Origin of the sequence: Rathayibacter sp. AY1C4 (assembly GCF_002932195.1) — a bacterium.
Classification (GTDB): domain Bacteria; phylum Actinomycetota; class Actinomycetes; order Actinomycetales; family Microbacteriaceae; genus Rathayibacter.
In genome coordinates this window covers 36,608-49,525 of record NZ_PSWE01000019.1, presented here as the reverse complement: position 1 = coordinate 49,525, position 12,918 = coordinate 36,608, and the positions used below count along the sequence as shown (strand labels likewise).

The window sequence follows — 12,918 nt, the reverse complement described above, 5'->3', positions numbered from 1 at the left end:
TCGGAACACCAGCCGCGAAGGGTGAGAATGGCTGCATGAGCGTGCGCACCCCTGACCCGAACTCCGGGTGGCTGTCCGACGACGAACTCGCCGAGATCCGCCGGCGGCTCCCGCTGCTGTACGTGGAGGCCGTGCCCGTCCGGGTCGACGGGCTCGGGCAGGTCACCGAGGTCGGCGTGCTCCTGCGCGCGACCCCCTCCGGCCAGATCACCCGCACGATCGTCTCGGGCCGCGTGATGTACGGCGAGACGCTGCGCGACGCGCTGTTCCGCCACCTCGAGAAGGATCTCGGCCCGATGGCCTTCCCCCTCCTCCCGGCGAGCCCGCTCCCCTTCCACGTCGCCGAGTACTTCCCGATGCCCGGCATGGGACCGTTCACCGACGACCGCCAGCACGCGGTCTCCCTCGCCTACGTCGTCCCCGTCACCGGCACCTGCGACCCCCGCCAGGACGCCCTCGAGCTCACCTGGATGACCCCCGACGAGGCCTGCTCCGACGCGATCTCCGCCGAGATGGAGGGCGGGCGGGGCGCGCTGATCCGCGCCGCGCTCGCTTCCGTCGGCCGCCTGTCCTAGCGGCGCGGATCGGCCGCGGCGCTCCCTTCTGCGCGCCGCTATCGGTGCGCAAGATTGGCGGGCCGGCTGGAGTGTCGGGCGTCCGCCTGGACCCATCCGCCGGCACGCGACCCGGCCGTTCGGCTCGTGGATCCGGCGTCCACGGGACCTCTGTGACCGGGCGAGGAGAGGCGGCGCCCCTGCCCGACGACGGCGCAGCAGGGAATCGCCTGATCAGGACGCGGTGAGGACTTCCGGAGCTCCCTGCGCGGGACTCCGCTCGAAGAGGTGAAGCGTGAACGACGAAGGGCCGGGGCCCGCGACCAGTAGTCGCGGGCCCCGGCCCTTCGTGATGTCGGCGCCCTGATCAGGACGAGCGCTGAGGTGCGATCACCGAACGCTCAGCCCCCGGACCAGCCGCTCCCCGCGAGGCGAACGGTCGATCCGCGTGCGAGCGGATCGGCCTAGCCGGTCGCGACACGCTCTGCGCGTCGCGACCGTGCTTGAAGCCGACCGCGGTGCGCCGCTCCGCGGCTGCCCACGAGGCGAACGGTCGATCCGCGTGCGAGCGGATCGGACCTAGCCGGTCGCGACACGCTCTGCGCGCCGCGACCGTCCTTGAAGTCGACCGCGGTGCGCCGCTACGCGGCGCACAAAACGGTTCAGCCCTGCGCGCGGCGGCCGCCGCGGCGGGCGCCGCCGCCGGCGGACTCGCGGGCGGGAGCGGCCGAGGCTGCTCCGCCGGTCGCGGTGCTGTAGAACGAGCGCGATCCGCCCGAGGTCGAGGGGGCGCCGGCGGCCGAGCGGCTGCGGCCTCCGCGGGCGCCGCCGCGGGCGGGTCCCTCGGCGGCGGTGCGGTCGCGGCGGGGGCGGTCGCCTCCGCCGGTCGCGGCACCCGTCGAGCGTCCGCCGCGGGGTGCGGCGGTGCCCTCGGTGCGGGCCGCGCGCTTGCGCTGCGCGTTGGCGCCCTGCGAGCGTCCGCCCTGCGACTGGCCGCGGACGGGCTCGACGACGGCGCTGGGGGTGACGTACGGAGCGACGTCGCCGACGAGCTTCGCGACGGCGGCCGAGTCGGCCGTCACCTGCTGGGGCGCGACCTGGATCGCGGCCTTGCGGAGGAGGGTCTTCACGTCGCTGCGCTGCGTGGGCAGGACGACGGTGACGACGTCTCCCTCGCTGCCGGCGCGGGCGGTGCGGCCCGAGCGGTGCAGGTACGCCTTGTGCTCCATCGGCGGGTCGACGTGGATGACGAGCTCGACGTCGTCGACGTGCACACCGCGGGCGGCGACGTCGGTGGCGACGAGGACCTTGACGGTGCCGGCGCCGAACGCGGCGAGGTTCCGGTCGCGGGCGACCTGCGAGAGGTTGCCGTGCAGGTCGACCGCGGGGATGCCCTGGCCGGTGAGCTGCTTGGCGAGCTTCTTCGCGTGGTGCTTGGTGCGCATGAAGAGGATGCGGCGGCCGGTGCCGGACGCGAGGGTCTTCACGAGAGCGTTCTTGGCGTCGAGGCCGTCGACCTCGAACACGTGGTGGGTCATCAGCGCTACCGGCGAGTTGGCCTCGTCGACCGAGTGGAGCACCTCGTTCTGGAGGTACTTCTTGACCAGCTTGTCCACGCCGTTGTCGAGCGTCGCGGAGAACAGCAGGCGCTGCCCGCCGCGGGGGGTCTTGTCGAGGATGCGCGTGACGACCGGCAGGAAGCCGAGGTCGGCCATGTGGTCGGCCTCGTCGAGGACGGTGATCTCGACGGCGTCGAGGTTCACGAAGCCCTGCTTCATCAGGTCCTCGAGGCGGCCCGGGCAGGCCACGACGATGTCGACGCCCTGCTTGAGCGCGGCGACCTGGCGCTGCTGCGAGACGCCTCCGAAGATCGTGGTGGTGACGATGCCGTACGCGTCGGCGAGGGGCTGCATCGCGGCGGTGATCTGCGTGGCGAGCTCGCGGGTCGGCGCGAGGACGAGTCCGAGCGGGCGGCCGGGGCGGCGGCGTCCGCCGGCGAGCGAGCCGCCGAGTCGGGCGATCATCGGGATGGAGAAGGCGAGGGTCTTGCCGGAGCCGGTCTTGCCGCGGCCGAGGACGTCGCGTCCGCCGAGGGTGTCGGGCAGCGTGTCGACCTGGATCGGGAAGGGCTCGGTGATGCCGCTCGCGGTGAGCGCGGCCACGAGGGGGGCCGGCACGCCGAGGGCGCTGAAGGAGAGGGGGGTGTTCGACATGGAGTGGTGCCTTTCGGGGGCATCATGCCGATCGAGGACGCGCGGGCGGTGGCCGGGGCGCGGGTGATCGGCGTTCGGGCGAAGGTGACGGTGGTCACATCCGTTCGCCGTACGATTCGGTGCGCGCGGCCGGGGGCCTCATGCACGTGCGCCAGATGGTCGGGACGGATCCTCGACGGTCAGAGTCCTAGGGGACAAGGGGCGTTCTACGACGCGGGGGAGCGCAGTCGCTGCGCTCGCACCATCCCACTCTAGTGGATGCCGATCCATCCGCGCATCGCGGCCTGCACGCGGGAGCCGTCGCGGTCGCTCAGCTTGGTCCCGACGAAGTCGCCCGCCCAGTCCGAGGTCTGCACGCGGAAGGCCGGCTCCGGGTCGCGCAGGGTCTTCAGGATGACGGCGGCGACGTCGGACGGGTCCTGCGCGTGGGTCGAGGAGAAGGACGACGCGGCGCGGTCGAGGTAGGCGCCGAGCGCCGGCGAGTAGGGGCCGGCCTGCGCGAGCATCGCCGCCGCGTCGATGCCGACGTTCTCGACGAAGCTGCTGCGGACCGCTCCCGGCTCGATCAGCGACACGTGGACGCCGACGGAGGCGGCGACGGGGGCGAGTGCCTCGAAGAACCCCTCGACCGCGAACTTCGCCGCGCAGTAGTCCTCGTTGAACGGCTGCCCGATCGCGCCGCCGACGCTCGAGACGGTGACGATGCGGCCGCGGGACGAGCGCAGCATCGGCAGCGCGGCGCGGGTGACCGCGACGGTGCCGAAGAAGTTGACCTCCATCACGCGGCGCAGCTCCTCCGGATCCTCCAGCTCGAGGGTGCCGAGGTGGCCGGCTCCGGCGTTGTTCACGAGGGCGTCGAGACCGCCGAGCTCCTCCTCCACGGCGCGGAGGCAGCCGGCGACGGAGTCCGCGTCGGTCAGGTCGAGCGCCCGCAGGTCGAGCTCGACGCGGGCCTCGGCGGCGGCGGCGTGCAGGCCCTCCGCCCGCTCCGGATCCCGCACGGTGGCGACCACCCGCCAGCCCGCGCGCGCGGCCTCGATCGCTGTGGCGCGGCCGATGCCGGTGGAGGTTCCGGTGACGAGGAGGACGGGACGGGGCATGCGGCTTTCCTGCTTTCCGGCGCACGACGGCGCCGCCCGGAGGCTATCGGCCGCCCCTCCGAGAACGTCCAGGGTCGGTGTCAGCCCCGGTAGCGCTCGCCGACCGGCACCTCGACCGGCAGCCGGTTGCCCGCCTGGGCGAGCGGGCAGGCCCAGGCCGGGTCGTAGGCGCAGGAGGGGTTGTAGGCGAAGTTGAAGTCGAGCACCAGCGTCCCCGGGGCGGAGCCCGGGCCGAGGTCGGCGCCCTTCACGGTGTCCAGGAGGTAGCGGCCGCCGCCGTAGGTGCCGCCGGGTGTCCCCGCGAGGGCGTCCTTGACCGGCAGGAACAGGCCTCCGCCGTAGGACGCCAGGCGCCAGACGTCGAGGCTGCCGGTGTCCGGCACCTCGACCGTGCCGATCAGCTCGAAGGGGACGGTGCCGTCGGTGCCGGTCTCCACGTCCATCCGCCGCGCCTCCTCGGCCGGGGCCACCTCGAGCTCGAAGCGCCAGGCCGCGTCGTAGGGCGCGATCGGCAGCGAGCGGAAGTGCGCGCGGTCGGCCGGGAGGAGGGGGGTGGAGGGGTGCTGCGCGAAGAGCGCGTTGCGCCCGCGGATCCAGGACGCGTGCGCGGCGAGCAGGTCCACGTTCGAGAGCCGGCGCACCTCCGCGTAGAGGGCCTGGACATGGCGGCGCCAGTCCGACACCTCGACCGCCGTCGTGAGGCGGCGGCGGGGCGAGACGCCGTCGTCGTCCTGCTCCTCCTCGTCGGCGGAGGGCCACTGGAGGCGCAGGAGCTCCGAGCGCGACAGCTCGGTCTCCTCCTCGGCGACGCCGTCGGGGCTCATGCGGCGGACTCCCCGCGCGGGCGGGTGTCGGCACCGAGATCGTGGCGCCAGGACGGGGCGAGGGAGCGGATGCGGATGCCGCGCCACTGCCAGAACGCCCACATCGAAGGCCAGAGCGCGGCCGAGGCGAGACCCGCCGAGAACTCGAGGCGGTCGCGGAAGAGCGTGCGCCCGTCGGGGAGCGGGGCCACGGCCATGCGGTGGTCCCACGCGGTGATGAGGCGGAGGGAGCCCGTGAGGGGCCCGCCGCTGTCGCGCAGGATCCGCACGTCGGGCATCGAGGGGACGCGGCGGTAGGAGAGGTCGATCTCCTGCGCGCCCATCGGCACGATCCCGAGGGCGTCCATCGCGACCTCGTGGGAGCCGAGCCCCCAGGTCGGGCGGAAGCCGCCCTCGTCCAGCGACGCGGCGGTCAGGAGCGGGGACATCACCTCCCGGAACACGGCCGGACTCTGCAGGGCGCGCCAGGCGGAGTCGGCGTCGGTGTCGAGCACGTGCTTGAGCATCACCTTCACGAGGGACATCCTCCTCCGCCCGCCCCTGCGCGGGAACCGGGTGCGCGCGGAGCCCCGGACGTGTATGCGCCTCCGGGGCTCGCTACCGTGTCAGGGTGACCGCTCCCGCCGCCTCCGTCGACCAGTCGACCTACCAGATCCGCTTCGAGTGGGGGGCCCGCGCCCTCCGCGTGCTCGCCCCCGCCCACGTCACGGTGCTCGTCGACGCTCTGCCCGGAGGCGAGAGCCCCGACCTCGGGGGAGTGGAGGGCCGCGTCGTCCGCGCGGGCCTGGCCGACCGCTCGGCCGTCGCCCGCTGGATCCTGGAGCGCCAGCACGAGAACGGCGGGCGCACCAGCGTCAACGTGATCGCACTCGGCGACGTCGACGACAGCGGAGCGGCGCGGTTCGCGATGGAGGACCAGCTGGCGGCCGGCGCCGTCGTCGACGCGCTCATCGGGCTGGGCATCGACCACGTCTCGCCCGAGGCCGCGGTGGCCTGCGCGTCCTACGAGGGCCTGCGCCGGGCGTGCGCGCATCTGCTCACCGCGTCCGAGTCCGGCCGCCTGCTCGCCGCCGAGGGGCGGGCGGACGAGGTCCGCGCCGCCGCCCGGGTCGACACCGTCGACGAGGTGGCGGTCCTCCGCTGACCCGCCGCTCCGGCGGGCGCGGCCTCCGAGCGGTGCAGGGCGTCCGCGGAGCGCACAAGCCCCTGCGGATCCGAGCCGCCGCCTCGACCACTCGCCCGCCCCCGGCGTAGCGTTCGGCGGAGGCGGTCCCTCCGCCCCCCGCCCCGACCGAAAGCTGGCCCGCATGAAAGCCGTCCTCAACGACGTCGTCCTCGCCGACGCCCCCGACTCCGACCTGATCTCGATCGAGGGCAACTGGTACTTCCCGCCGTCGAGCATCGCCGAGGGCGTGCTCGTCGAGAGCCCCACGCCCTACACCTGCCCGTGGAAGGGCGAGTGCCAGTACTTCTCGGTGCAGACCGGCGACGGCCTGCAGAAGGACAAGGCCTGGTCGTACCCGCACCCCTACCCGACGGCGTTCGACCGCGTCGGCAAGGACTTCTCGGGCTACGTCGCCTTCGACCGCTCGGTCCGCGTCTCCGACTGACTCGTCCCGCCGCGGCGCCGCTCCCGGTGCCGCGGCAGTGCGTCAGCCGCGCGGGGCGGCGGCGCGCGCCCGGTACGCCCGGACCTTCGACCGGTTCCCGCAGCGCTGCATCGAGCACCAGCGGCGCGACCCGGCGCGGGACGTGTCGAGGTAGAGCATCCGGCACTCCGGATCCGCGCAGCGCCTCAGCCGTCCGGCCACGGCCGGGCCCAGCAGCCCCACGGCCTCCCGGGCGATGGACGCGAGCGCCTGCCTGCCCGCCGCATGGAGCCGTCCTGCCTGCCGCGACCCTCCGCCCAGCACCGGTGGGATGTCGGGCATCGCCGCGACCAGGTTGACCACGTCGACGTCGCGCGGGTCGGGCGCGGTGCCGGCCTCGGCCGCGACGGCCAGCCGGGCGATCGCGCCCCGGAGCATCAGCGCGTCGTCGAGGCGCGCGTCCCGGCTCTCGGGGCCGACCGCCTCGAAGCGCTCGGCGAGCCAGGCGGCCAGGGCGGCGTCGGAGTCGAGGTGCTCGGCCGCTCCCGGAGGCAGTGCTCCTGTCGTGGCGAAGTCGAGTGCGAGGCTTCCGGAGTCGAACCACCAGCGCCGGCCGTCGGCCTCGGGGAGCCACTGCCCGGTGACCGGCGTGCGGCCGCCGTGAGAGGCCTCGTCCGGGGTCACGGCGCCGGGACCGGTCGGCGCCGCCACTGGATCGCGTTCGCGGGCTCGAACCGGCGCGCGCAGCGGCCGCAGGCCAGGGGCCGGGTGGGCCGGCGATGGCGGTAGAAGAGGTGTCCGCCTGGGCAGATGCCGACCCACGGCGCGAGCTCGTCCGCGGTCGGGTTGCTGTGGGTGCGCGATCCCGTGTAGCCGAGCCGCGCCGCGATCCGCCGCCACTGCGGTCCGTGCCCGGCGTCGGGCCCCGCGAGCGCGTGAGCGACCTCGTGCAGGAGTGTCTGCCGGACCTCCTCGTCGCTCCAGCGGGCGGCGAGGTGGCGCGAGACCGTGATCCGGCGGCGCGTCCAGTGGCAGGCGCCGCCGCGGGTGCGCGCGTGGTCGAGCGCGAAGGACCAGGAGGGGTCGAGGTGCTCCTCGATCAGCGCGTCGGCCCAGCGGGCCACGTCCTCGAGGTCGGCCACCGGTGGCGCTTCCTAGGACTCGTCGCCGTCGGCGCGGCGGCGGCCGCGGGCGGTGCCGTCGGTGCGGGCTTCGCGGTCGGTCCCGTCCTGGAACTCGGAGGCGGCGGCGTAGCCCAGGCGCGCGACCTCGAGCTCCTCCTCGGGGACCCCGACGCGCTCGCCGAGGGCGGTCGCGGCGTCGAAGTCGCGCATCGCCCGGCCGTACTCGCCCAGCTCGAAGAAGGTGAGGCCGCGGTGCTTGAGCGCGAAGGAGTGCTCGAGGTGCCACTCGTGCGTGCGCGCCTCCTCGACGCAGAGCGCGAGCTCCGAGAGGGCCTCGTCGGTGCGGCCCCGCAGCTGCATGAGGCGGGCGCGGTTGACACGGGCGGTGAGCAGCTCGGCGCGGTCGCCGGAGAAGCGGGTGCGGCGGACGGCCTCGTTCGCGAGGTCCCACGCCTCGTCGACGCGCCCGAGCAGGCGCAGCAGCTCCGCCTTCTCGGTGAGCGCGGCGAGGCTGCGCAGCGCGCCGATCTCCTCTAGGCGCTCCTGGGCGGCGTCGACGTCGATCTCCTCGTGGAGGGTCGCGGGGTCGTGGCGGATGATGATGCTCAGGGCGATGCTTCCTCGTGGAGTGCGGATCCGGATCGTCGCGCGCGGCGGACGAGAGGACGGTCGGGGTCGCTGACCCCGGCGTCGAGTGTACCGGCGGGTCCCCGGACGGCGCCCCGACGCGCGGCCCGGGTCAGCCCCGTCGCACCTGGAAGATGCTCCGCGCCGGCAGCGGCGACGGGGTGGCGGTCTCGTCCGTGACGACGAGGGCGCCGGCGATGAAGTTCTCGAGCTCCCGCCCCTGCACCAGCTTGGAGGGCGCGGGGTCGGAGGCGAGGCGCCGCGGCAGGCCGTCGAGCGGCAGCGGATCGGCCGAGGCGAGCATCACCACGTTCCCGAAGCGCTTGGCCTTGAGCATCTGGGTGTCGGTCATGATCGCGGTGTGCGCGAAGACGGAGGCGAGCGTCGCGGCCTGGGCGCGGGCGAAGGCGAGCGCGCCGCCGTCGGCCACGTTCACCGCGACCAGGCCGCCGGGGGCGAGCAGCGGCGCGATCGCCCCGTAGAACTCGGCGCTGGTCACGTGCGCGGGAGTGCGCGCGCCCGAGAAGATGTCGACGACGACCACGTCGACCGTGCTGCGCAGCCCGGGCGGCAGCTTGCCGAGCACCTCGCGGGCGTCGCCCTGGCGGATGCGGATCTGCGCCCCGCGGGGGAGCGGGAGCGCCTCGCGCACCAGCTCGACCAGAGCGCCCTCGATCTCGACGACCTGCTGGCGCGAGCCCGGCCGGGTCGCGGCGACGTAGCGGGGGAGGGTCAGCGCTCCGGCGCCCAGGTGGAGCGCCGTGACGCTCTCGCCCTCGGGGGCGACGAGGTCGATCGCGTGGCCGATCCGGCGGACGTACTCGAAGGAGAGGTGCGTCGGATCCGCGAGGTCGACGTGCGACTGCGGAGTGCCGTCGACGACCAGGGTCGCCGCCTCGGGCGAGTGCCGGTCGGGCTCGATCCGCGCGGTGTACCCGCTGGCGAGCACGGCGCGGGGGTGCTCGGAGTCGTCTCCGCGTCGGCGGCCGGTGCGTTCCTGCATCCGACCAGTCTGCCGCGGCGGCGGGACGGCGGGGCTCCGCGCCGGGCCCGGTCGGATCGATCCGGGAGGCCGTGGCCTCGTATACCGGACCCCGCGGGGCGGCGCAAGCATCCGCACTTGCGCGGCGTGGCGCGATGCGGCTATATTCGTACTTTGCGCTCCCGAGTACCCATGCCCTCATATCGCGGTCGGCAGGTCACCGGAACCCGGCATCAGATGGTGGATGCCGTTGCCACACTCTAGCCCCGCCCCCAAGACCGAGTCGCCTCGGTCCGCACGGCGTGCGGGCAGGGGTGGCGGCCCGTCCGGCGGGAGCCCACTCCACACATCCCACAGATTGAGACCCGCGAGGGTCTACGGAGGTTCCTTCCTTGGCTGCTGCGTCCACCGCGACCACCACCTCACCCAAGAACGGACGCGGAGCTTCGCGTCTCTCGTTCGCCAAGATCAGCGACACCCTGACCGTTCCGGATCTGCTCGCGCTGCAGACCGAGAGCTTCGACTGGCTCGTCGGCTCGGAGGCGTGGAAGACCCGCGTCGCCGAGGCGAAGGCCGCCGGCCGGGAGGACCTCCCCGCCAACTCCGGCCTCGACGAGATCTTCGAGGAGATCTCCCCGATCGAGGACCTCAGCGAGACGATGCAGCTGAGCTTCACGAACCCGTACCTCGAGCCCGAGAAGTACACGATCGAGGAGTGCAAGGAGCGCGGCAAGACCTACGCCGCTCCGCTGTACGTCGAGGCCGAGTTCATGAACCACCTCACGGGTGAGATCAAGACCCAGACGGTCTTCATGGGCGACTTCCCGCTGATGACCGAGAAGGGCACGTTCATCATCAACGGCACCGAGCGTGTCGTCGTGTCCCAGCTCGTGCGCAGCCCCGGCGTCTACTTCGAGCGCCAGCAGGAGAAGACGTCCGACAAGGACATCTACTCCGCCCGCGTCATCCCGAGCCGCGGCGCCTGGCTCGAGTTCGAGATCGACAAGCGCGACCAGGTCGGCGTGCGCATCGACCGCAAGCGCAAGCAGTCGGTCACCGTGTTCCTCAAGGCCCTCGGCCTGACGAGCGAGGAGATCCTCGAGCAGTTCGCCGGCTACGAGTCGATCGAGCTGACCCTCGAGAAGGACAACATCCTCACCAAGGAGGACGCCCTCCGCGACATCTACCGCAAGCTCCGTCCGGGCGAGCAGGTCGCCGCCGAGGCCGCCCGCGCGCTGCTGGACAACTTCTACTTCAACTCCAAGCGCTACGACCTCGCGAAGGTCGGCCGCTACAAGATCAACCGCAAGCTCGGCATCGACAAGGCGCTGTCCGACTCGGTGCTCACGGTCGAGGACATCATCGCGACCATCAAGTACCTGGTCGCCCTGCACGACGGCCGCACCGCCCTCCCCGGCGTGCGCGACGGCGAGTCGGTCGAGCTGCGTCTCGACGTCGACGACATCGACCACTTCGGCAACCGCCGAATCCGCGCGGTCGGCGAGCTGATCCAGAACCAGGTCCGCACCGGACTGTCCCGCATGGAGCGCGTCGTCCGCGAGCGCATGACCACGCAGGACATCGAGGCGATCACCCCGCAGACCCTGATCAACGTGCGCCCCGTCGTCGCCGCGATCAAGGAGTTCTTCGGGACCAGCCAGCTGTCGCAGTTCATGGACCAGAACAACCCGCTCGCGGGTCTGACCCACAAGCGCCGCCTGTCGGCGCTCGGCCCCGGCGGACTCTCCCGCGAGCGCGCCGGCGTCGAGGTCCGCGACGTCCACCCCTCGCACTACGGCCGCATGTGCCCGATCGAGACCCCGGAAGGCCCGAACATCGGCCTGATCGGATCGCTCGCGTCCTTCGCGCGCATCAACTCGTTCGGCTTCATCGAGACCCCGTACCGCAAGGTCGTCGACGGCACCGTCACCTCGCAGATCGACTACCTCACCGCGTCCGAGGAGGACGAGTACCTGGTCGCCCAGGCGAACGCCCCCCTCACGAAGGACTTCCGCTTCGCGGAGGGCAAGGTCCTGGTCCGCCCCAAGGGCGGAGAGGTCGAGCTCGTCGACGCCGAGCGCGTCCACTACATGGACGTCTCGCCGCGCCAGATGGTCTCGGTCGCGACCTCGCTGATCCCGTTCCTCGAGCACGACGACGCGAACCGCGCGCTCATGGGCGCGAACATGCAGCGTCAGGCCGTCCCGCTGCTGCGCAGCGAGTCGCCCGTCGTCGGAACCGGCATGGAGGGCTTCGCGGCCATCGACGCCGGCGACGTCATCACCGCCGACAAGGCCGGTGTCGTCCAGGAGGTCTCCGCCGACTCCGTCACCGTCCAGCTGGACGAGGGCGGCACGCAGACCTACTTCCTCCGCAAGTTCGACCGCTCCAACCAGGGCACCTCGTACAACAACCGCGTGGTCGTCTCGGCCGGCGAGCGCATCGAGGTCGGCGAGGTCGTCGCCGACGGCCCCGCCACCGAGAACGGCGAGCTCGCGCTGGGCAAGAACCTGCTCGTCGCGTTCATGCCGTGGGAGGGCCACAACTTCGAGGACGCGATCATCCTCAGCCAGAACCTGGTGAAGGACGACGTCCTCTCCTCGATCCACATCGAGGAGTACGAGGTCGACGCCCGCGACACCAAGCTCGGCAAGGAGGAGATCACCCGCGACCTCCCCAACGTCAGCCCGGAGCTCTTGGCCGACCTGGACGAGCGCGGCATCATCCGCATCGGCGCCGAGGTCCGCCCCGGCGACATCCTCGTCGGCAAGGTCACGCCCAAGGGCGAGACCGAGCTCTCGGCCGAGGAGCGCCTGCTCCGCGCGATCTTCAACGAGAAGAGCCGCGAGGTCCGCGACACGTCGCTGAAGGTGCCACACGGCGAGCAGGGCACGATCATCGGCGTCAAGGTGTTCGACGCGCAGGACGGCGACGACGAGCTCGGCTCGGGCGTCAACCAGCGCGTGGTCGTCTACATCGCCCAGAAGCGCAAGATCACCGAGGGCGACAAGCTCGCCGGCCGCCACGGCAACAAGGGCGTCATCTCGAAGATCCTGCCGGTCGAGGACATGCCGTTCCTCGCCGACGGCACCCCGGTCGACATCGTCCTCAACCCGCTCGGCGTCCCCGGCCGCATGAACTTCGGCCAGGTCCTCGAGATCCACCTCGGCTGGATCGCGAAGCAGGGCTGGAAGGTCGAGGGCCAGCCGGAGTGGGCCGCGCGCCTGCCCGAGCACGCCCGTGAGGCGGCGCCCGGCACCAAGGTCGCGACCCCCGTCTTCGACGGCGCGGCGGAGGAGGAGCTCGCAGGGCTCCTCGACTCCACCACCCCGACCCGCGACGGAGAGCGCCTGATCGGCTCGTCCGGCAAGACGCAGCTGTTCGACGGCCGCTCCGGGGAGCCCTTCCCGGACCCGGTCTCGGTCGGCTACATGTACATCCTGAAGCTGCACCACCTCGTCGACGACAAGATCCACGCGCGCTCGACGGGCCCGTACTCGATGATCACCCAGCAGCCGCTCGGTGGTAAGGCGCAGTTCGGCGGACAGCGCTTCGGCGAGATGGAGGTGTGGGCCCTCGAGGCCTACGGCGCCGCCTACGCCCTCCAGGAGCTCCTCACCATCAAGTCGGACGACATCCTCGGCCGAGTGAAGGTGTACGAGGCCATCGTCAAGGGCGAGAACATCCAGGAGCCCGGCATCCCGGAGTCCTTCAAGGTCCTCATCAAGGAGATGCAGTCCCTGTGCCTGAACGTCGAGGTCCTCTCGGCCGACGGCACCGCGGTCAGCCTGCGCGACACCGATGACGAGGTCTACCGCGCCGCGGAAGAGCTCGGCATCAACATCTCCTCCCGGTTCGAGTCGTCCTCCGTCGACGACATCTGATCCGCGCCAGCATCTGACGAC

12 protein-coding genes are annotated in these 12,918 nt (G+C 72.6%); 4 read left to right on the top strand and 8 right to left on the bottom strand.

The window, feature by feature from the left end; genetic code table 11:
• The first annotated feature begins 35 nt into the window (after nucleotides 1-35).
• Nucleotides 36-575, top strand: coding sequence for an NUDIX hydrolase family protein (locus C5C99_RS11035; protein WP_104225113.1), 540 nt, complete (start codon nucleotides 36-38; stop codon nucleotides 573-575).
• Nucleotides 576-1,216: 641 nt separating this feature from the next.
• On the opposite strand, the gene C5C99_RS11030 is transcribed toward C5C99_RS11035, so the two are convergent.
• The 4 genes from C5C99_RS11030 to C5C99_RS11015 form a co-directional block, all read right to left on the bottom strand.
• Complete coding sequence (locus C5C99_RS11030; RefSeq protein WP_104225114.1) at nucleotides 1,217-2,767, bottom strand: DEAD/DEAH box helicase; 1,551 nt, start codon at nucleotides 2,765-2,767, stop codon at nucleotides 1,217-1,219.
• A 251-nt stretch (nucleotides 2,768-3,018) separates the two neighbouring features.
• A complete protein-coding gene (locus C5C99_RS11025) occupies nucleotides 3,019-3,867 on the bottom strand; it encodes an SDR family oxidoreductase (protein WP_104226770.1) in 849 nt (282 codons plus the stop codon).
• Nucleotides 3,868-3,947: 80 nt separating this feature from the next.
• A complete protein-coding gene (locus tag C5C99_RS11020; RefSeq protein WP_104226769.1) occupies nucleotides 3,948-4,691 on the bottom strand; it encodes a DUF1684 domain-containing protein in 744 nt (247 codons plus the stop codon).
• Nucleotides 4,688-5,215 carry a hypothetical protein gene (locus C5C99_RS11015; protein ID WP_244248113.1) on the bottom strand — a complete coding sequence of 176 codons (528 nt, stop codon included), beginning with the start codon at nucleotides 5,213-5,215 and terminating at the stop codon, nucleotides 4,688-4,690. Before C5C99_RS11015 ends, C5C99_RS11020 begins: the two co-directional genes overlap by 4 nt.
• Nucleotides 5,216-5,301: 86 nt before the next feature.
• On the opposite strand from C5C99_RS11015, the gene C5C99_RS11010 reads away from it, so the two are divergent.
• Nucleotides 5,302-5,835: a 2-phosphosulfolactate phosphatase gene (locus C5C99_RS11010; protein WP_104233930.1), complete on the top strand. Its 534-nt coding sequence runs from the start codon at nucleotides 5,302-5,304 to the stop codon at nucleotides 5,833-5,835.
• A 163-nt stretch (nucleotides 5,836-5,998) separates the two neighbouring features.
• Nucleotides 5,999-6,301 carry a DUF427 domain-containing protein gene (locus tag C5C99_RS11005; RefSeq protein ID WP_104224584.1) on the top strand — a complete coding sequence of 101 codons (303 nt, stop codon included), beginning with the start codon at nucleotides 5,999-6,001 and terminating at the stop codon, nucleotides 6,299-6,301.
• Nucleotides 6,302-6,343: 42 nt separating this feature from the next.
• Here C5C99_RS11005 and C5C99_RS11000 read toward each other — a convergent pair whose 3' ends face one another.
• From C5C99_RS11000 to C5C99_RS10985, 4 genes are all read right to left on the bottom strand, one after another.
• Entirely contained in the window at nucleotides 6,344-6,964 is a 621-nt protein-coding gene (locus tag C5C99_RS11000; protein WP_104340079.1) for a CGNR zinc finger domain-containing protein, read from the bottom strand.
• Entirely contained in the window at nucleotides 6,961-7,422 is a 462-nt protein-coding gene (locus C5C99_RS10995) for a SprT-like domain-containing protein (protein WP_104340072.1), read from the bottom strand. Before C5C99_RS10995 ends, C5C99_RS11000 begins: the two co-directional genes overlap by 4 nt.
• 12 nt (nucleotides 7,423-7,434) lie before the next feature.
• Entirely contained in the window at nucleotides 7,435-7,764 is a 330-nt protein-coding gene (locus C5C99_RS17145; RefSeq protein ID WP_181027192.1) for a hypothetical protein, read from the bottom strand.
• Between the two features lie 379 nt (nucleotides 7,765-8,143).
• The gene (locus C5C99_RS10985) at nucleotides 8,144-9,034 is read right to left on the bottom strand and encodes a spermidine synthase (protein WP_104340071.1); all 891 of its coding nucleotides are present in this window, start codon (nucleotides 9,032-9,034) and stop codon (nucleotides 8,144-8,146) included.
• A 371-nt stretch (nucleotides 9,035-9,405) separates the two neighbouring features.
• Here C5C99_RS10985 and rpoB point away from each other — a divergent pair, with 371 nt between their 5' ends.
• Complete coding sequence (gene rpoB, locus C5C99_RS10980; RefSeq protein WP_104260909.1) at nucleotides 9,406-12,897, top strand: DNA-directed RNA polymerase subunit beta; 3,492 nt, start codon at nucleotides 9,406-9,408, stop codon at nucleotides 12,895-12,897.
• Nucleotides 12,898-12,918 lie beyond the last annotated feature (21 nt).

What these genes read in the sequence shown, in the direction of transcription:
- C5C99_RS17145 (WP_181027192.1), bottom strand. Translation starts at nt 7,764, where the DNA reads ATGCAGCTGCGGGGCCGCACCGACGAGGCCCTCTCGGAGCTCGCGCTC.
- C5C99_RS10985 (WP_104340071.1), bottom strand. Translation starts at nt 9,034, where the DNA reads ATGCAGGAACGCACCGGCCGCCGACGCGGAGACGACTCCGAGCACCCC.
- C5C99_RS11035 (WP_104225113.1), top strand. Translation starts at nt 36, where the DNA reads ATGAGCGTGCGCACCCCTGACCCGAACTCCGGGTGGCTGTCCGACGAC.
- C5C99_RS11030 (WP_104225114.1), bottom strand. Translation starts at nt 2,767, where the DNA reads ATGTCGAACACCCCCCTCTCCTTCAGCGCCCTCGGCGTGCCGGCCCCC.
- C5C99_RS11005 (WP_104224584.1), top strand. Translation starts at nt 5,999, where the DNA reads ATGAAAGCCGTCCTCAACGACGTCGTCCTCGCCGACGCCCCCGACTCC.
- C5C99_RS11020 (WP_104226769.1), bottom strand. Translation starts at nt 4,691, where the DNA reads ATGAGCCCCGACGGCGTCGCCGAGGAGGAGACCGAGCTGTCGCGCTCG.
- C5C99_RS11015 (WP_244248113.1), bottom strand. Translation starts at nt 5,215, where the DNA reads ATGTCCCTCGTGAAGGTGATGCTCAAGCACGTGCTCGACACCGACGCC.
- C5C99_RS11025 (WP_104226770.1), bottom strand. Translation starts at nt 3,867, where the DNA reads ATGCCCCGTCCCGTCCTCCTCGTCACCGGAACCTCCACCGGCATCGGC.